The sequence below is a fragment of the Pseudooceanicola profundi genome (genome assembly GCF_050897955.1).
In the GTDB taxonomy this organism is placed as follows: domain Bacteria; phylum Pseudomonadota; class Alphaproteobacteria; order Rhodobacterales; family Rhodobacteraceae; genus Pseudooceanicola.
The window spans coordinates 53,975-70,048 of record NZ_JBPAXZ010000001.1 but is presented as its reverse complement, the minus strand read 5'-3'; the positions used below and the strand labels follow the sequence as shown (position 1 = coordinate 70,048).

Here is a 16,074-nt window from a genome sequence, read left to right as displayed (position 1 = left end):
GCTCCGCCCTATGACCCGCGCCATGGTTCTCTTCGCCCATCCGGTGCCCGAAAGCTTCAACGGCGCGGTGCATCGCACGGTGGTCGAAACGCTGACAAAACGTGGCTGGGACGTGGATGATTGCGACCTGAATGCCGAAGGCTTCCTGCCGGTCCTGACGGAACTGGAACGCCGCGGCTATCACGAACAGCCCGCCAATATCGAACCCGTGAGAGAGTATGTCGACCGCATCCGCGCGGCGGAGGCGCTGATCATGGTCTTTCCGGTGTGGAATTTCGGCTATCCCGCGATCCTCAAAGGGTTCCTCGACCGGGTCTTCCTGCCCGGCGTCAGCTTTGCTTTGGGCGAGGACGGCAAGGTCCGCCCGAACCTGCGCAACATTCGCAAACTTGTCGCCTGCACCACCTATGGTGGGAAACGGACCCGTGCGATCCTTGTCGGCGATCCGCCCCGCAAATGCGTGACCCGTGCCGTCTGGCACGTCTGCCGCCCCGACAAGATGCGCTACCTCGCGCTCTATGACATGAACAACAATACCGAACCAAAGCTGAAGGCCCATCTCGACCGGGTGCGGCGCGAGATGGAGGTCCTATGAGAGCGCTCATCATCTATTGCCACCCGAGGGACACGAGCTTTACCGCCGCGATCCGCGACCGTGTCATGGCACAGCTTGATAAGGCGGGGATCGAACACAGGATGATCGACCTATATGCCGAAGGCTTCAACCCGGTCATGTCGGCGCAGGAACATACCGACTACCTGACGCCCGGCATCAACCGCGCCGCGCTGGAATCTCATGTCGAGCTCCTCGAATGGTGCGATGCGCTGATCTTTGTGTATCCAACCTGGTGGTACGGGTTGCCTGCGATGCTGAAGGGCTGGCTCGACCGCGTCCTGCTGCCCGGCATCGCCTTTCACATGCCCCAGGCCGAAGGCGAGACGATCCGCCCCGGCCTGACCCATATCACCCGTCTGGGTGTGTTTACGACCTGCGGCGCCTCCTGGTGGCTGACCCGTTACATCGGGGCGCCCGGGCGGCGCACGCTGATCCGGGGTGTCCGGCTGCTCTGCGCGCAGGGCTGTCTTACCGCCTTTGCCGCGCATTACCTGATGGACAGCTCCTCAGACGCCAGCCGGGCTAGGCATATGGCCAAGGTCGACAAGGAAATGGCAAAGTTCCTCAGGGGCCTGCCGGTTCCCGCCGAGGTGAAGGCATGATCCCGATCCTCTCCTGGACCCAGTTCAAGCAGGACCCGGAGGCGTTTTCCGCCGCCCTGGGTGCCGCCTGCCGCGAAACCGGGTTCTTCCTGCTGGCAGAACACCCGGTCCCGAACGATCTGGTGGCGGAGACGTTCACCGCCGCCGATGCCTTCTTCTCTCTGCCTGTCGAAGAAAAACAGCCGCTGTCGATCTCCGGCAACCCGCATAATCGCGGCTGGGCCCAGATGGGCAGCGAGAGCCTGGACGAGACCTCTGGCCAGACCGACCGGAAGGAGGCGTTCAACGTGGGCTTTGACCTGCCCGAGGACGACCCGCGTGTGATGAAAGGCGAGCCCTTTCGAGGTGTGAATGTCTGGCCGGACCTGCCGGGGTTCCGCGACACCATGCTGGCCTATTACAACGCCACCCTCGCGCTTGGCGTTCGCCTGCATGAGGCCGTTGCCTGGGACCTCGACCTGCCGAAAGGCCATTTTGCCCCGAATTTCACCGAACCCATGGCGACGCTGCGGGTGCTGTCCTACCCCGAAGCCACCGGCGGCGCTGGAGAAATCGGCGCCGGTGCCCATACCGACTATGGTTCCGTCACCCTTCTGATGACGGATGGTGAGCCCGGCCTGCAGGTCAAACCGCGTGGCGGCGACTGGACCGACGTGCCGCATGTGCCCGGTGCCTTTGTCGTCAATATCGGCGACTGCCTGATGCGCTGGACCAATGACATTTATGTCTCCACCCCGCATCGCGTGCTGCCGCCGAAACGCAAGCGCCGCTCCATCGCCTTCTTCCTGGACCCAAACCCCGACAGCGTGATCGCGGCGCTGCCCGGCACGGGCGATCCGAAATACCCGCCGATCACCGGGGCGGACTACCTCCGTTCCCGCCTTGACGCGACCTACAAGCCGGAGACCTGACGATGACCCGCCGCGACTGGTATGCCTACCGCGCCCCCGAATTCGACGCGATCGACCCGATGACCACCATCGCCATCCTGCCGACTGCCGCCGTCGAACAGCACGGGCCACATCTGCCCGTGGGCACCGATACGATGATTGCCGAGGGTATGCTGGATCTGGTCCGCGAAATGGCCCCTGACGATCTGGATATCCGCATCCTGCCGATCATGGCCGTGGGCAAATCCAACGAACATCTCTGGGCCCGGGGCACGCTGACGCTGACCGCCGCCACAGCGCTGCAGGCCTGGACGGAGATCGGCCTCTCGGCCGCCCGCGCCGGCATCCGCAAGATCGTCATCGCCAACAGCCATGGCGGCAACCTCGACCTCATCTCCATCCTCAGCCGGGAGTTGCGGGTGGAGGCGGGCATGCTGGCCGTCAAATGCCAATGGGGCAATTTCGGTTACCCCGAAGGCATGTATACTGATCACGAGCGCCAGTACGGCATCCATGGCGGCGATGTCGAAACCTCGCTCATGCTGGCCTTCCGGCCAGAGACGGTGGATATGTCCAAGGCCAAGAACTTCCGTTCTGCTGCCGAAACCTCCGCCATCCCGCCCACCGGCCCGATCAGCCGGGGCTGGATCGCCTCTGACCTCAACCCCGATGGGACCGTGGGCGATGCCTCCCTCGGGACCGGAGAGAAGGGCCGCCGCACCGCGCGTCATCAGGTGGCCGGTTTTATCGAGATGCTGCGCCAGATCGAAACCATGCCGGTGCCCACGGCCCCCGCAAAGATCAATGGGTAATCGGACGGCAAATTTTCCGATCTGAAAAAGACCAGAGGCTTGCACCAAAAGGACATTTCGCCTCTACTCCTCAAGAGGAAGTCGTGGGTGGATCAATGGAAACAGCGGTCGAAGCGGTTAATGCAGCGCGTCACTACGGGGCGGGCACCTATGCGGTGAAGGCGCTGGACGACGTCTCTCTCTCCATCCGGAAGGGGGAGTTCTTCACGCTCCTCGGGCCGTCGGGCTGCGGCAAGACCACGCTCCTGCGCCTGATCGCGGGGTTCGAGACACCGACGAGCGGGCAGATCCTGCTGTCGGGCAAGGACATCACGGAAGTCCCGCCCAACAAGCGCCGCGTGAACACGGTTTTTCAGAGCTACGCGCTCTTTCCGCATCTCTCGGTTGCCCGCAATATCGCCTTCGGGATGGAGATGCTGGGGCGTCCGAAATCGGATATCTCCGCTCGTGTCAGCGAGATGCTGGCGCTCGTGCAGCTGGAGCAAATGGCGGAGCGTAAACCCTCCATGCTCTCGGGCGGCCAGCAGCAGCGGGTGGCGCTGGCCCGGGCGCTGGCCCCGGGGCCGGAGGTTCTGCTCCTCGACGAGCCGCTCTCTGCGCTCGACCTCAAGCTCCGCAAGGAAATGCAGCTGGAACTCAAGCGGCTGCAGACCGAAACCGGCATCACCTTCGTCTTCGTCACCCACGATCAGGAAGAGGCGCTGACCATGTCCGACCGGATCGGCGTGATGAAATCCGGCAAGCTGCAGCAGGTCGGCGGCCCGCGCGAGATCTACAACGGTCCGGTCAACCGCTTCGTCGCCGATTTCATCGGCGAGACGAACTTCCTGACCGGCACGCTGACCGGTGGCAAGGTCAAGCTCGACACGGGCGAGGTGCTGGATGTGGCGGCGGACGGGCAGGGGCCGGTGACGCTCGCCATCCGCCCCGAACAGATCCGCATCGCTCCGGACGGCCCGCTAGAGGCCACGCTGAAACAGACCGTCTATTTCGGCACAGACACCCATTGTCACCTTGTTCTGAAGGACGGGACAGAGGTTGTCGCCCGCTTGCAGAGCCCGCCCTCCGGCGAGGTGGGCCTGACCCCGGGCGAGGTGCTGCGCATCGCCCCGGTGCAAGGCTCCGTCCAGGTGCTGAAGGAGGATTGAGCATGGCCAGCGGACCCGCACGCGACGGCTGGCTTCTGTCCCTTCCGGCCCTGATCCTGCTGGCCATCGGCGCGGCCGGGCCGCTGCTGATCGTGGTGATCTATTCCTTCCTCGAACCCGGCGATTTCTCCGGCGTGATATGGAACTGGACCGGGGAGGCCTGGTTCCGCGTCTTTTTCGAACGCGACATCTTTGACGATACGGTCAGCATGGCCGATGCCCATCTGACGATCTTCTGGCGGTCGGTGAAGCTGTCGCTGCTGACGACCTTCATCACGCTGATCATCGGCTTTCCCATGGCCTGGTTCATCGCGACCCAGCCAGCAAACCGCCGCCCGGCCTGGCTCTTCCTGATCACGATCCCGTTCTGGACCAACCTGCTGATCCGCACCTTTGCGATCCTGGAAATCCTGCGTAATCAGGGGCTTCTGAACACGTTCCTGCTCTGGCTCGGGGTGATCGACCAGCCTTTGCAGATCCTCTACACCGATGGCGCGGTGCTGATCGGCATGGCCTATGTCTACCTGCCGCTGATGGTTCTGCCGCTCTTTGCCGCGATCGACCGGTTCGATTTCCGGCTGCTGGAGGCGGGCTATGACCTCTATGCCTCCCGCGGGCAGGTGCTGCGCCGGATCGTCGTGCCCATCGTGCGGCCGGGGATCGTGGCGGGCTCGATCCTCGTCTTCGTGCCCTCGCTGGGCGCCTATGTGACGCCGCGTATCCTTGGCGGCGGCAAGAACATGATGGTCGGCAACTTCATCGAGCTGCAATTCGGGCAGGGCCGCAACTGGCCGCTAGGCGCGGCGCTGTCGATGCTGCTGCTGCTGATCGTCGTGCTGGCGCTGCTGGCCTATGTCCGCGTCACGTCGGGCAAGGAGCAGCCGCATGTCTAAGCGTTTCTCCATCACCACCATGCCAGGCTTTGCGACCATCGCCATCGCGGCCTTTGTCCTGCTCTACGTGCCGATCATCACCATGGTGATCTACAGTTTCAACGCGTCGGACTCGGTCGGCCTCTGGGGCGGCTTTTCCTTCCGCTGGTACGCGATCGCCTGGGAGAATGACTTCGTGCAGGAGGCGACGGTGCGTTCGCTCGTCATCGCCGTCTCCGCCGCGCTCATCGCCTCCACCCTCGCCACGCTGGCGGCCCTCGGCACCACGCGGCGCGCACCCTACAAAGGGCAGACGCTCATCTACATGATGATCAACCAGCCCCTCATGGTGCCGGAGATCGTGACCGCCGTGGCGCTCCTGATCTTCTTTGCCGCCATCAAGAAGGCCACGGGCTATACCGGCCTTGGCTATCTGATCCTGGCGCATTCCGCCTTCTGCGTGCCCTTCGCCTATCTGCCGATCCGCGCCCGGCTGGAGGGGATGGACCTGACGCTGGAACGTGCGGCCGCCGACCTCTACGCCACGCCGTTTCAGGCCTTCCGCCGTATCACCCTGCCGCTCATGGCTCCGGGGATTGCCGCGGGGGCCATGCTGAGCTTTGTCATCTCCCTCGATGACGTGATCATCACGGAGTTTGTCAAATCCGCCGGACAGGATACGCTGCCGACCTATATGCTGGGGCAGCTCAGGCGGGCCGTCACGCCAGAGGTCAATGCGATCTCCACCGCGCTGCTGGTCCTGACCATCCTGCTGCTGACAGCCTTCTTCCTGCTTACCAAAAAACGGGGCTGAACCCCGTGCCCAACCAACAAGGAGTATCCATGAAACTGTTTCTGACATCCGCGCTGGCCATTGCCGCCGCCACTGCAGCCACTGCCGAAGGCAAGCTGAACATCTACAACTGGGGCAACTACACCAGCCCCGAGCTGATCGAGAAATTCGAGAAGGAATTCGACGTCGAGGTCACCATCACCGATTTCGACAGCAACACCACCGCGCTTGCCAAGATCGAGGCCGGTGGCCATGGCTTCGACATCGTCGTGCCGACGCACAGCTATGTGCCGACCTATATCGACAAGGGCCTCCTGATGAAGCCCGGTATCCCGGAGATGGAGAATTACGGCAATATCTCCGCCCAGTGGAAAGACGTCGACTGGGACCCCAAGCGGGAATACACGGTGCCATGGCAATGGGGCACAACCGGCGTCGCGGTGAACAAGACCGCCTATTCTGGTGACGTGAACACCTCTGCCATCTTCATGGACCCGCCGGAAGAGCTGGTCGGCAAGGTCAATGTCGTGCCGGAGATGCAGGACGTTGTCTCGCTGGCGCTCATGTATGTCGGCGGGGAGCCCTGTTCGACCAATAAAGAAGACCTGAAAAAGGCCCGCGACATGCTGGTCTCCGCCAAATCCAAATGGCTGTCGATGGACTACGGCACGACCGAGAAGCTGTCGAACGGAGACTGGGTGGCCTCCGTCAACTGGAATGGCTCCACTTTCCGGGCGCGCAACAACAATCCGGATGTGGTCTATGGCTATCCCAAGGAAGGCTATATCGTCTGGATGGACAATATGGGCATCCTCGCCGACGCGCAGAACCCGGACAATGCAAAGCTCTTCCTGAACTTCATCATGGATCCGGAAAATGCCGCGATGATCTCCTCCTTCGCGCGCTATGCCAACGGGATCGACGGGTCGGAGCCCTTCATGCCCGAAGACATGAAGACCGCCCCCGAAATCGTTGTTCCTGAAGAGCTAAAGGCGGCTGGTAAATTCAGCCCGGCCTGTTCGGACGAGGCGAAGGAATATTACAACGCGATCTGGACGGAGCTTCAGAAGTAAGTTTTTCGCTTCAGTGCGGATCGAGGGCCGGCGTTTCGCGTCGGCCCTTTCTCGTCGCCACAGCGCGATGCGTTGCCGGGCGAGGCTCCGCAACCGGGTTTGTCAGCCAAAGTTGCGCACAACGCCGCAATTGGACCTCCCGCTGCCGCGAAATGGCCAGTGACCGCAGACCGTTTGGTGCATAGCCTTGCCAATTGATCCGTCAGTCAACGGACAGATTCGGGCAGGGCGACATGGACCAGAACAGGGTCAGCGAAAGCGATGTGGTGATCATAGGCGCGGGCTCCGCGGGTTGCGTGCTGGCCGCCCGCCTGTCCGAAGACCCCAAGCATAGCGTCACCGTGTTGGAAGCCGGCGGGTCGGACCTCAACCTCTGGGTCCGGATGCCCATTGGCTATGGGGGCGCCTTCTATCACCCCAAACTCAACTGGCGCTATTACACCGAACCCGACGCGGGGCTCAAAGGCCGTCAGTCCTACTGGCCGCGCGGCAAGGTGGTGGGCGGGTCTTCCTCCATCAACGCCATGGTCTTCATCCGGGGGCAGGCGGCGGATTATGACCGCTGGGCGGAGGCCGGGAATAAAGGCTGGGCCTATGCCGACCTCCTGCCGTATTTCAAGAAACTTGAGACATTTCAGGATGGTGAGGATCAGTATCGCGGCGGGCTCGGCCCGATCACGGTGCGCCGGATTGATCGCGACGTGCATCCGCTGTCGCATGATTATGTCGCCTCCGCCGTCGCGGCGGGCCATACCAAGAACCCCGATTTCAACGGCGCCACGCAGGAGGGCGTCGGCCTCTACCAGATCAACACCCGCAAGGGGTTTCGCTGCTCCGCCGCGACCGGCTACCTGCTGCCCGCGCTGAAACGTCCGAACCTGACGCTCACCACCCATGCCCAGGTCACGCGCATCCTGTTCGAGGGCACCCGCGCAACCGGCGTGGAATATACCCAGCACGGCCAGACTCACCGGATCATGGCGCGCCGTCAGGTCGTGCTTTCCGCAGGCTCCATCGGTTCGCCGCAGATATTGCAGCTTTCCGGCGTGGGCGATCCGGACAGGCTGCGCGCCGCCGGGGTCACGCCGCTGCACAGCGCGCCACAGGTCGGAAAGAACCTGCAAGACCATATCGGCTATGAGCTGATCTACCGCTCCAAGGTGCCGACGCTGAACAAGACGCTGGGCTCCTGGCTGGGCCGGGCGCTGGCGGGCGCGCAATATGTGCTGACGCGGGGCGGGCCGCTGTCGCTCTCGGTCAACCAGGGCGGCGGGTTCGTGAAAAGTGACCCCAGCCGCGACCGGCCCAATATTCAGCTCTATTTCTCGCCCATGTCCTATACCCGCGCCGTGCCCGGCGTGCGCCGCCTGATGAAGCCCGACAGCTTTGAGGGCTTTCAGATCGGCATGTCCAACTGCCACCCCGCCAGCCGGGGAGAGATCCATATCCGCACCGCCGATCCCGCCATGGCGCCGGAGATCACGCCGAATTACCTCTCCGCCCCGCAGGATCTGGAGGAGATGGTGGCCTCCATGGCGCTGCTGCGCGCCATTGCCGCCCAGCGACCCATCGCCGACGCGATCGAGGAAGAACTGCGGCCCGGGCCAAATGTCACCACACCGGACGAGATTGCGGATTATATCCGGTCCACCGCCGGGTCGATCTTCCACCCCTGCGGCACCTGTTCCATGGGGCCGGATGCGGCCACCTCCGTCGTCGGCCCCGATCTGAAGGTCCACGGGCTGGAGGGGCTGACCGTCGCCGATGCCTCCATCATGCCGATCCTGCCGTCGGGCAATATCAACGCGCCCGCGATGATGATCGGCGAAAAGGCGGCGGAGCTTATCGCGGCACGGATCTGATCGCCCGCGCCAGCCGTTCCGCGCCGCGCATGATTTCCACCGGCGGTACGGCGGAGAATCCCAGCGTCAGCCCCTGCTGGGCAATCGGCGCCAGTGCGAACCGCGCCAGCGGCGCAACCGCCAGCCCGTCGGATTTGGCCGCCTGCGCCACGCGCAGCTCGTCATGGCCGCCGACAAGCAGACCGACGGTATGAAACCCCGTCTCAGTTGGCCGGATATCGAGCAGCCCCGCCAGATGCCGCTCTCCGGCCGTGAGCAGCGCATCCCGCCGCTCCCGATAGAGCGACCGCATCCGCCGGATATGGGCGCTGAACTTCCCCTCGTCGATGAAGCTCGCCACGATGGACTGGACCGAATGGGACACCCCATGGGCAGAGGCCTCCAGCGTCCGCTGGAACACGTCGCGCAGCCCGCCGGGCACAACAGCATAGCCCAGCCGCACCGCCGGGAACAAAGCCTTGGAGAATGTGCCGACATAGATCACCCGCCCGCCGGTATCCAAAGCCTTCAGCGGTGGCAGGGCAGAGCGGCCGTAGTGGAACTCTCCCACATAGTCATCCTCGATGATCCAGGCCTGCTGCCGCTCTGCCTCCGCCAGCAGCTCGAACCGGCGGTCACGAGACATGGGCATGCCTAAAGGGTGCTGATGCGCGGGCGTGACAAAAGCCGCCCGCATCGCGCCGGCCTCCCGCCCAGCCGCCACGTCCAGCCCCTCGTCATCCACCGGCACCGGGATCAGCCGCGCCCCCCGCGCCAGCAGCGCGTTGCGGGCGCCAATCGCTCCGGGGTTCTCGATCCAGACGGCGTCGCCGGGATCGAGCAGGATCTGCGCGATCTGCAGGAAGGCATCCTGCGCCCCGGCAAAGATGAACACCTCCTCAGGACGGCATAGGAAGCCGCGATTGGCCCCCAGATGCCGGCAGATCGCCTCCCGCAGCGCGGGAAGGCCGGCGGCATCTGGATAGGACATGATCTCGGCCCTGGGACTGCGCCAGTACCGCGCCGACATCTGCGACCAGAGGGCCATGGGAAAGGCATCAAACGCGGGCATGCCGGTGACAAAGGCGCGGGGCCCGCGCGGATGTTCGAGCCGGGGAAAGAACCGGTCCGCCATCTCCTGTCCCAGTCCGGCGAGCCGGGGCAGGGTGTCGGGCTCCGGCGCGGCCTCCGCCGGCGGTTGCGCCCGCACCTCGTCCGACACGAAGGTGCCCGCCCCGACATGGCTGACGATCATCCCTTCGGAGGCGAGCTGTTCATAGACCGTCACGACCGTTGTCCGGGAAACCCCATGATCGCGTGCCAGGATCCGCGTGGCGGGCATCCGCGTGCCCGCCGGCAGCTCCCCCGACAGGATCATGTCACGCAGATGCGTCGCCAGCTGCATCGACAGCCGCGCCGGATTGCTCCGGTCGACCTGGAGCGTCGGGATCAGGGCACCGCCCGGATATTTTGTCATCATAGCCTCTGAATTGGTCTTCCAGACGCTGCGGATTGGACCTTAACTCCAGACCGTTTTGCAAGTCCTATCATCCAAGAACAGCAATAGGAGCGTCCATGCGCCTGACCCGTATCGAGACCTTTGCCACCCGAGACATCGGTTTTGTCCGTGTGACCGATGAGACCGGGGCGCAGGGCTGGGGGCAGGTGTCCACCTACCAGTCCGACCTAACCGCTGCGGTGCTGCATCGTCAGATCGCACCGCATGTTCTGGGGGTGGAGTTCGAAGACGCCGACGACCTTTTCGACCGTGCCGCGGAGAAGGAGCACAAATTTCCGGGCTCCTATATTGCGCGGGCCATTGCCGGCGTCGATACGGCGCTCTGGGATCTGAAGGGGAAACAGGCGGGCGTGCCGGTGGCCACGCTTCTGGGCGGTTCACCGGGCCCGCTGCGCGCCTATGCCTCTTCGATGAAGCGCGACATCACCCCCAAGGACGAGGCGGAGCGGTTCCGCCGCCTGCGGGGCGAACATGGCTTTGACGCCTTCAAGTTCCGCATTGGCGCCGAATGCGGCCGCGGGCAGGACGAATGGGAGGGCCGGACGGAAGAGATCATCCCGACGATCGCAAAGACATTTGCATCTGAGGACGTCTCCCTCCTGGTCGATGCCAATTCCTGCTACGCGCCCAAGGCCGCGATCCACTACGGCCATATGCTGCAGGACAATGGCATCGTCCATTACGAGGAACCCTGTCCCTACTGGGAGCTGGAGCAGACCGCCGAAGTCACCGCCGCGCTGGAGATTGACGTCACCGGTGGCGAACAGGATTGCTGGCTGCCCACGTGGAAACAGATGTTCGAGCTGAGCGCCGTCAATGTCGCGCAGCCCGATGTGCTCTATGTCGGCGGCATTGGCCGTATGCTCAAAGTCGCGCGGCTGGCGCAGGACCACGGCCTGCCTGTCACGCCACATGCCGCGAACCTCGGCCTTGTCACCCTGTTCACCATGCATGTGCTGCGTGCGATCCCGAATGCCGGCCCATATCTTGAGTTCTCGATCGAAGAGGCGGATTATTACCCCTGGCAATACGGTCTCTATCGGAATGAACCCTATGTGGTGTCAGGCGGGCAGGTGACCGTCACCGAAGCCCCGGGCTGGGGTGTGGAGATTTCTGACGAATGGCTGGCAAAATCGGAATACCGGGTCAGCGAGGCCGCCGCGTGACCCATATGGCACCTCCGTTAATTTGCCTCTGCGCATCGCACAGGGCAGGACCAACCGGGGATGCATCATGAAGACGACACCCTACTGGTGGGACTCGGCACCGCTGGCCCGGATAGAGCCCGGCGCGCTGCCTGCCAGGGCAGATTGCGTCGTCATCGGCTCGGGCTATACCGGATTGCAGGCGGCGCTGCCGGTCGCACGGGCCGGGCGGTCTGTCGTGATCCTCGACAAGGGTATGCCGGGCGAAGGCTGTTCCACCCGCAATGGCGGTCAGATCAGCCATTCGATCAAGCCCGGCCTGGCCGAGCTGCGCCGCCGTCACGGACCGGACATTGCGGCCGGCATTCATGCCGAGGGCACGGCCTCCATGGCCTACCTTGCCGAATTTATCAGAACCGAAGGGATCGACTGCGCCTATCGTCTCTGCGGCCGGTTTGACGGCGCGGCCACACCGCGCGCCTTTCGTGCCATGCAAGCCCGCGCGGACGGAGAGAAAATCCGTCTGGTCCCGCGCGAGCGTCAGCGCGAGGAGCTGGGGACCGATGTCTATCATGGCGGTATCGTGCATACGGGCTATGCCAGCCTCGATCCGGGGAAATACCACGCAGGCCTGCTGGCCGCCGTGCGCGCCGCCGGGGCGGAGCTGCATCCGGCCACGCCGGTTCAGACGATGCAGGAGGGCCCCGACGGTGTCACCCTCACCACGCCAAGAGGGACGATCACCGCGCGCGATGTCGTCGTGGCCACCAACGGATATACGCCGGACGCGGCCGGCTGGCACCGCCGCCGCGTCATCCCGATCGGCAGCTATGTCATCGCCACCGAACAGCTGTCGCCCGATCTGATCGCAGAGCTGTTCCCGACCGACCGCATGATCTGTGACAGCCGCCGGGTCATCTATTATTACCGGGCGTCGCCGGACGGAACGCGCGTCCTGTTCGGCGGCAGAACCAGCGCCGGGGAAACCGGTGCCAAACCGGCTGCGGCCCGGCTCAAATCCGAAATGTGCCAGATTTTTCCGCAGCTTGCGGGCGTGGGCATCAGCCATAGCTGGATGGGCTATGTCGCCTTCACCTTCGATAAGCTGGCGCATACCGGGCGGCGGGGCAACATCCACCATGCAATGGGCTATTGTGGATCCGGTGTGGGTATGGCTTCCTACCTGGGAATGAAAATGGGCCTGCGTGTGCTGGGCGATCCGGCCGGGGATACGGCGATGATGCGGACCGATTTTCCGACCCGGCCGCTATACACTGGCGATCCCTGGTTTTTGCCCGCCGCCGTCACAACCTACCGCATGCTCGATCGGCTCGGGCTTTAGTGAAACTGTCATAGTAGCCAGTTAACGGTTTGCCAGGATGCGCGAAATGGACCTTTCGGGCCATACCATTCTGGAGTTCACTTTCTCCAAGGCCGCGCAGACGGACCTGATCAAATCTTTCCAACGGAGGACTTCCCATGACACCTAAATTCCGCGCCCTGCTTGCCGGGACGGCGCTGGTTCTGGCCAGCACAACCGCCCAGGCAGAAACGCTGCGCCTGCTGACCTGGGGCAGCTATGCGCCTGACGAGGTCGTCAAGCTGTTCGAAGAGAAATATCCCGACATCGATGTCGAGGTGACATTCTCCAACAACGAAGAAATGGTCGCCAAGCTGCGCGCCACCGGCGGCACCGGCTTTGACCTCGCCCAGCCCAGCCATGACCGTGTCTTTGCCGCGCAGAAGGAATTCAACATCTACAAGCCGCTTGATCTCAGCAAGATCAACACGGCTGCGATGACCCCGAACCTGCTGGAAGGCGTGAAAGCCAATACCACGATCGACGGAGAGGTCTATTCCGTGCCGCATCAGTGGGGCACCTCCGGCATCATGGCCAACATCAAGGAAGTGCCCGATGTGACCGGCTGGGGCGACCTCTGCGACGAGAAGTACCAGGGCCGCACCTCCATGCGCCTGCGCCGCACCATCCTGCTGGGCACGGCCTTTGACATGGGCATGGACCCCTTCGCGCTCTATGCCGATACCGCCGCTTATCAGGACATGCTCGACAAGGTCACCGACAAGCTGATCGCCTGTAAGTCGATCATCAAGACCTACTGGTCCGGCGGCGACGACCTGTCTGCCCTGATGCTCTCGGGCGAGGTTGTCGTGTCGGAGACCTGGGATTCGACCGCCTTCAAACTCTATGGCGAGAACCCCGATATCGTCTTCGTGCCGCCCGCAACCGGCGCGCTGGCCTGGATCGACACCTTCACCATCCCGCGCGGTGGCGAGGCGGACGATGCGGCCTACAAGTGGATCAACTTCGTGCTGGAGCCCGAGATCACCGCGCTGATGTCCGCCTCCACCGGCGCGATTGCCGCCGTGCCCAACGGGATTGAGCTGATGCCGGAAGACAAGAAGGCCGCGATCTCTGCCGCTTTCGATCAGGAAGACCTTGATAACCTGAAGTTCTTCGCCAATATCCCGCCGGGGATCGAAGACATGGAAGGCCTCGCGCTCGAGCGCATCAAGGCCGCCAACTGATGGTATCGGGCCGGGGCGCGGCTGCGTGCCCCGGCCTTTTTGCGATGCATCCGGCTTCCCCGTTCTCCCAGCACGGAATCGAGCCGCAGGCGCCGGGCCAGCGACTGCCCGAACCGGCGGGCTGGCGCTTTAATGACACAGGCGCAGACCTCGGCGGTCAGATGCATCTGGAAACCATAAAGTTCACCCGTTCTGCCGTCGAAGCGCCACCCCACGGGCAGGCACTGTCCCGGCTCCCGTTGCGCCTTCGGACCAGCGACATATTCAGAAAGACCCGCACATGTATGACCTGAGCTGCGCAGACGTCACCAAGAAATTCGGCGCTTTTACCGCCGTCCAGAACGTCTCCCTCGACATCCCCTCGGGCTCTTTCTTCTCCATCCTCGGGCCCTCCGGCTGCGGCAAGACCACGCTGATGCGCATGATCGCGGGGTTCGAAAGCCCGACCTCCGGCGATATCAGCATCAAGGGCGAAAGCGTCGTGAAACTGCCGCCCAACCGGCGCAATGTGAAGATGGTCTTCCAGCACCTCGCGCTTTTCCCGATGATGACAGTGGGCGAAAACATCGCCTACGGGCTGCGCTGCCGCAAGGAACCTAAATCGGAGATCGCGCCCAAGGTCAAACGCGTGCTCGACCGGGTCGGCCTCCCGGGGTCGGAGGACAAGCGGATCGACCAGCTCTCCGGCGGGCAGAAACAGCGGATCGCCATTGCGCGTTGCATGGTGCTGGAGCCGGACGTTCTGCTACTGGACGAACCGCTTGGCGCGCTCGATCTGAAACTGCGGGAGCATATGAAGATCGAGCTCAAGCAGCTCCAGCACCAGTTCGAGACGACCTTCCTCTACATCACCCACGACCAGTCCGAAGCGCTTGTCATGTCCGACAATGTCGCGGTGATGAATGCCGGACGGTTCGAACAGATCGGGCCGCCCAAGGCGCTCTACGATGCACCGGCCTCCGGTTTCGTGGCCGGATTTGTCGGCGATTCCAACATCCTGTCCGGCAAGCTGCTGGAGGTACGCGGGACGGAGGCGAAGGTGGAGCTTGAGGGCGGCACCCCCGTCATCGCCACGCTTCAGGACGGCGCGAAACCGGGCGATGCCGTAGAGCTTTTCCTGCGTCCCGAGGCGCTGCAACTGGGTGCGGGCGCCGAGGGCTGCACGCTGTCAGGCACCGTCGACAGCCTGCTTTTCAACGGTGCCAGCAGCCGGATCCTCGTCCGCTCCGGCGACCAGCTGATCGAGGTGGCCGATCCCGAACAGCGCAGCGGCGCGGCGCAGGGCGCACAGGTTCAGCTCTCCTGGACACCTGACCGCGCAAGGCTCTTCACCCGGAGGGCGGGCGCATGAGCCGCGACGCCAATCGACTTTCGTTAATACTTCTTTTCACACCGTTCATTCTGTGGATCGGCCTGCTGATCGTCCTGCCGCAGATCGGCATCGGCTATACCTCGCTGCGCGAAAAGATCACATACAACGAATATGAATTTGGCCTGAAGAACTACATGGGCTTCTTTGGCGAGCCGATCTACCGCAACACTCTGTTGCGCACCGCCTGGATGTCCATTCTTGTGACCGGCCTGGCGCTCGTCATGGGCTTTCCGATTGCCTATTACATCGCCAAGATCGCGAAGGAGCGCAGCCGTGCCGCTCTTTTCCTTATGTGCTTGATTCCCTTGTGGGTTTCCGACCTTGTGCGCGCATACGGATGGATCGTTCTGCTGCGCGAGACCGGGGTGATCTCCACCACACTGGTCAACCTCGGGATCATCCGCGCACCGGTAGAGATGCTCTACAATGACATGACCGTCATCATCGGCCTCGTCTATACCGTGATCCTCTTCATGATCGTCCCGCTCGTCTCCACCCTTCAGGGCATGGACGACGCGCTGCTGGAGGCCGGGTATAACCTCGGCGGCTCCCGCTTCACGGTCTTCCGCCGCATCATCGTGCCCTATGCCATGCCGGGCATCGTCGCGGGCTGTATCATCACCTTCATGCTGACGGCGGGCAGCTACCTGACGCCCATCCTGCTGGGCGGCAAAAACTCCAGTTGGTTCACCGAACAGATCTATAACCAATTCATCACCAGATATAACTGGGAGAGCGGATCGGCCTTCGGTGTCCTGCTGCTTGTCTTCACTTCCTTCGTGGTCTGGGCCGGGCTGCGCCTGACGGGACAGAGCCTCGCCACAACCGTGGCAAAGGAGTAAGC

The 16,074-nt window shown here is 63.4% G+C and carries 15 protein-coding genes; 14 read left to right on the top strand and 1 reads right to left on the bottom strand.

The genetic code is table 11. The annotated features are described in order from the left end of the window. Positions 1 to 10: 10 nt before the first annotated feature. The 9 genes from ACRARG_RS00370 (at position 11) to ACRARG_RS00330 (ending at position 8,668) form a co-directional block, all read left to right on the top strand. Complete coding sequence (locus ACRARG_RS00370) at positions 11 to 595, top strand: NAD(P)H-dependent oxidoreductase (protein ID WP_432687997.1); 585 nt, start codon at positions 11 to 13, stop codon at positions 593 to 595. Next, positions 592 to 1,218 carry an NAD(P)H-dependent oxidoreductase gene (locus tag ACRARG_RS00365; RefSeq protein WP_432687996.1) on the top strand — a complete coding sequence of 209 codons (627 nt, stop codon included), beginning with the start codon at positions 592 to 594 and terminating at the stop codon, positions 1,216 to 1,218. The genes ACRARG_RS00370 and ACRARG_RS00365 overlap by 4 nt, the downstream gene beginning before the upstream one ends. Next, entirely contained in the window at positions 1,215 to 2,129 is a 915-nt protein-coding gene (locus ACRARG_RS00360; protein WP_432687995.1) for an isopenicillin N synthase family dioxygenase, read from the top strand. Before ACRARG_RS00365 ends, ACRARG_RS00360 begins: the two co-directional genes overlap by 4 nt. 2 nt (positions 2,130 to 2,131) lie before the next feature. Next, positions 2,132 to 2,920 (top strand): creatininase family protein, encoded by a 789-nt coding sequence (locus ACRARG_RS00355; RefSeq protein ID WP_432687994.1) that lies wholly within the window; start codon positions 2,132 to 2,134, stop codon positions 2,918 to 2,920. Between the two features lie 95 nt (positions 2,921 to 3,015). Then, complete coding sequence (locus ACRARG_RS00350; RefSeq protein WP_432687993.1) at positions 3,016 to 4,068, top strand: ABC transporter ATP-binding protein; 1,053 nt, start codon at positions 3,016 to 3,018, stop codon at positions 4,066 to 4,068. 2 nt (positions 4,069 to 4,070) lie between these two features. Beyond that, positions 4,071 to 4,961 (top strand): ABC transporter permease, encoded by an 891-nt coding sequence (locus tag ACRARG_RS00345; protein ID WP_432687992.1) that lies wholly within the window; start codon positions 4,071 to 4,073, stop codon positions 4,959 to 4,961. Then, positions 4,954 to 5,754 carry an ABC transporter permease gene (locus tag ACRARG_RS00340; protein WP_432687991.1) on the top strand — a complete coding sequence of 267 codons (801 nt, stop codon included), beginning with the start codon at positions 4,954 to 4,956 and terminating at the stop codon, positions 5,752 to 5,754. Before ACRARG_RS00345 ends, ACRARG_RS00340 begins: the two co-directional genes overlap by 8 nt. A gap of 29 nt (positions 5,755 to 5,783) precedes the next feature. Next, the gene (locus ACRARG_RS00335) at positions 5,784 to 6,806 is read left to right on the top strand and encodes an extracellular solute-binding protein (RefSeq protein WP_432687990.1); all 1,023 of its coding nucleotides are present in this window, start codon (positions 5,784 to 5,786) and stop codon (positions 6,804 to 6,806) included. Positions 6,807 to 7,039: 233 nt separating this feature from the next. Further along, positions 7,040 to 8,668, top strand: coding sequence for a GMC family oxidoreductase (locus tag ACRARG_RS00330; protein ID WP_432687989.1), 1,629 nt, complete (start codon positions 7,040 to 7,042; stop codon positions 8,666 to 8,668). On the opposite strand, the gene pdxR is transcribed toward ACRARG_RS00330, so the two are convergent. Beyond that, a complete protein-coding gene (gene pdxR / locus ACRARG_RS00325) occupies positions 8,649 to 10,124 on the bottom strand; it encodes a MocR-like pyridoxine biosynthesis transcription factor PdxR (protein ID WP_432687988.1) in 1,476 nt (491 codons plus the stop codon). The two genes, ACRARG_RS00330 and pdxR, sit on opposite strands and share 20 nt — an antisense overlap. A 98-nt stretch (positions 10,125 to 10,222) precedes the next feature. Here pdxR and ACRARG_RS00320 point away from each other — a divergent pair, with 98 nt between their 5' ends. The 5 genes from ACRARG_RS00320 to ACRARG_RS00300 all read left to right on the top strand — a co-directional run bounded on the left by ACRARG_RS00320 (position 10,223) and on the right by ACRARG_RS00300 (position 16,072). Further along, positions 10,223 to 11,332, top strand: coding sequence for a mandelate racemase/muconate lactonizing enzyme family protein (locus ACRARG_RS00320; RefSeq protein WP_432687987.1), 1,110 nt, complete (start codon positions 10,223 to 10,225; stop codon positions 11,330 to 11,332). A 67-nt stretch (positions 11,333 to 11,399) separates the two neighbouring features. Then, on the top strand, positions 11,400 to 12,653 hold the full coding sequence (locus ACRARG_RS00315) for an NAD(P)/FAD-dependent oxidoreductase (RefSeq protein WP_432687986.1): 1,254 nt from the start codon (positions 11,400 to 11,402) through the stop codon (positions 12,651 to 12,653). Between the two features lie 137 nt (positions 12,654 to 12,790). Then, on the top strand, positions 12,791 to 13,858 hold the full coding sequence (locus ACRARG_RS00310) for an extracellular solute-binding protein (RefSeq protein WP_432687985.1): 1,068 nt from the start codon (positions 12,791 to 12,793) through the stop codon (positions 13,856 to 13,858). Positions 13,859 to 14,138: 280 nt separating this feature from the next. Continuing rightward, positions 14,139 to 15,209 (top strand): ABC transporter ATP-binding protein, encoded by a 1,071-nt coding sequence (locus ACRARG_RS00305; RefSeq protein WP_432687984.1) that lies wholly within the window; start codon positions 14,139 to 14,141, stop codon positions 15,207 to 15,209. Further along, a complete protein-coding gene (locus ACRARG_RS00300; protein ID WP_432687983.1) occupies positions 15,206 to 16,072 on the top strand; it encodes an ABC transporter permease in 867 nt (288 codons plus the stop codon). Before ACRARG_RS00305 ends, ACRARG_RS00300 begins: the two co-directional genes overlap by 4 nt. The last annotated feature ends 2 nt before the right edge of the window (positions 16,073 to 16,074 follow it).

What these genes read in the sequence shown, in the direction of transcription:
- ACRARG_RS00345 (WP_432687992.1), top strand. Translation starts at nt 4,071, where the DNA reads ATGGCCAGCGGACCCGCACGCGACGGCTGGCTTCTGTCCCTTCCGGCC.
- ACRARG_RS00370 (WP_432687997.1), top strand. Translation starts at nt 11, where the DNA reads ATGACCCGCGCCATGGTTCTCTTCGCCCATCCGGTGCCCGAAAGCTTC.
- ACRARG_RS00365 (WP_432687996.1), top strand. Translation starts at nt 592, where the DNA reads ATGAGAGCGCTCATCATCTATTGCCACCCGAGGGACACGAGCTTTACC.
- ACRARG_RS00340 (WP_432687991.1), top strand. Translation starts at nt 4,954, where the DNA reads ATGTCTAAGCGTTTCTCCATCACCACCATGCCAGGCTTTGCGACCATC.
- ACRARG_RS00330 (WP_432687989.1), top strand. Translation starts at nt 7,040, where the DNA reads ATGGACCAGAACAGGGTCAGCGAAAGCGATGTGGTGATCATAGGCGCG.
- ACRARG_RS00320 (WP_432687987.1), top strand. Translation starts at nt 10,223, where the DNA reads ATGCGCCTGACCCGTATCGAGACCTTTGCCACCCGAGACATCGGTTTT.
- ACRARG_RS00350 (WP_432687993.1), top strand. Translation starts at nt 3,016, where the DNA reads ATGGAAACAGCGGTCGAAGCGGTTAATGCAGCGCGTCACTACGGGGCG.
- ACRARG_RS00305 (WP_432687984.1), top strand. Translation starts at nt 14,139, where the DNA reads ATGTATGACCTGAGCTGCGCAGACGTCACCAAGAAATTCGGCGCTTTT.
- ACRARG_RS00335 (WP_432687990.1), top strand. Translation starts at nt 5,784, where the DNA reads ATGAAACTGTTTCTGACATCCGCGCTGGCCATTGCCGCCGCCACTGCA.
- ACRARG_RS00355 (WP_432687994.1), top strand. Translation starts at nt 2,132, where the DNA reads ATGACCCGCCGCGACTGGTATGCCTACCGCGCCCCCGAATTCGACGCG.
- ACRARG_RS00360 (WP_432687995.1), top strand. Translation starts at nt 1,215, where the DNA reads ATGATCCCGATCCTCTCCTGGACCCAGTTCAAGCAGGACCCGGAGGCG.
- ACRARG_RS00310 (WP_432687985.1), top strand. Translation starts at nt 12,791, where the DNA reads ATGACACCTAAATTCCGCGCCCTGCTTGCCGGGACGGCGCTGGTTCTG.
- pdxR (WP_432687988.1), bottom strand. Translation starts at nt 10,124, where the DNA reads ATGACAAAATATCCGGGCGGTGCCCTGATCCCGACGCTCCAGGTCGAC.
- ACRARG_RS00315 (WP_432687986.1), top strand. Translation starts at nt 11,400, where the DNA reads ATGAAGACGACACCCTACTGGTGGGACTCGGCACCGCTGGCCCGGATA.
- ACRARG_RS00300 (WP_432687983.1), top strand. Translation starts at nt 15,206, where the DNA reads ATGAGCCGCGACGCCAATCGACTTTCGTTAATACTTCTTTTCACACCG.